Source organism: Mesorhizobium escarrei (genome assembly GCF_935825525.1).
Lineage (GTDB): Bacteria > Pseudomonadota > Alphaproteobacteria > Rhizobiales > Rhizobiaceae > Mesorhizobium > Mesorhizobium escarrei.
Genome location: NZ_CAKXZT010000043.1, coordinates 1 through 1,269, shown reverse-complemented (window position 1 = coordinate 1,269; position 1,269 = coordinate 1). Strand labels below are relative to the sequence as shown.

Here is a 1,269-nt window from a genome sequence, read left to right as displayed (position 1 = left end):
TGACCTGCCACGGGTAATTTCCTCCGGCTTTGATTAGAGTCCGGCCTGATTGAAGGACGGACAGATGAAGAGAAAGCGCTTTACGGAAGAGCAGATCATCGCGGTTTTGCGCGAGCACGAGGCGGGGGCGAAGGCGGGCGATGTGGCGCGCAAGCACGGGATCTCCGAGGCGACGCTGTATAACTGGAAGGCGAAGTATGGCGGCATGGAGGTCTCCGACGCCAAGCGGCTGAAGGCGCTGGAGGAGGAGAACGCCAGGCTGAAGAAGCTTCTGGCCGACCAGATGCTGGAAGCCTCGGCGTTGCGCGAGCTCCTGTCAAAAAAATGGTAGGGCCCGCCGCCAAGCGCGAAGCCGTCGCGCATCTGCAGACCGTGCTGGGTCTGTCGGAGCGTCGGGCCTGTTCCATTGTCGGCGCCGAGCGCAAGATGATCCGCTACCGGCCGCGGCGGCCGCCGGAGACGGAGTTGCGCGGCCGGCTGCGTGATCTCGCCAACGCACGCCGCCGCTTCGGCTACCGGCGGCTGTTCATCCTGCTGCGGCAGGATGGCGAGCCGGCGGGGATCAACCGCATTTACCGGCTCTACCGCGAGGAAGGGCTGGCGGTGCGCAAACGGCGTGCGCGACGGCGTGCGGTCGGCACCCGGGCGCCGATCCTGGTGGAGGCCCGGGCCAACGCGCGCTGGTCGCTGGATTTTGTCCACGACCAGTTCGCCTGTGGCAGGCGCTTCCGCATTCTCAACGTCGTCGACGACGTGACGCGAGAGTGCCTGGCGGCGATCCCCGACACCTCGATCTCGGGCCGGCGTGTGGCGCGCGAACTAACGGACCTGATCGCCCGCCGCGGCAAGCCCGGCATGCTCGTCTCCGATCACGGCACGGAATTCACCTCGAACGCCATGCTCGCCTGGTCGAAGGACCACCAGGTGGAATGGCACTACATCGCACCGGGAAAGCCGATGCAGAACGGTTTCTGCGAGAGCTTCAACGGGCGGATGCGGGATGAACTCTTGAACGAGACCCTGTTCTTCGGCCTCGACCATGCCCGCACGACGATTGCCGAATGGAGGGACGACTACAACCGATCACGCCCACATTCAGCGCTCGGATACCTCACGCCCGCGGCCTATGCCGCCAATCTCACCGCAACGGACGATCGGCTGCGCAACCCCGACCAGCTCCGCCGATCGCCCGTTGCTCAACCCGCGCCATACGGCGTAAAACCCGCCGAGGCTCTAATTGCGGCTGGATGAAAATCCGGTGGCAGGTCA

General features: G+C 65.2%; 1 protein-coding gene. It reads left to right on the top strand.

The window, feature by feature from the left end; translation table 11 throughout:
• The first annotated feature begins 64 nt into the window (after window positions 1–64).
• Window positions 65–1,251 (top strand): IS3 family transposase gene (locus NMG80_RS03620; RefSeq protein ID WP_254016868.1). Its coding sequence is split into 2 segments (ribosomal slippage): window positions 65–317 and window positions 317–1,251, totalling 1,188 coding nucleotides; the frame shifts between segments, so codons are not numbered across the junction.
• The last annotated feature ends 18 nt before the right edge of the window (window positions 1,252–1,269 follow it).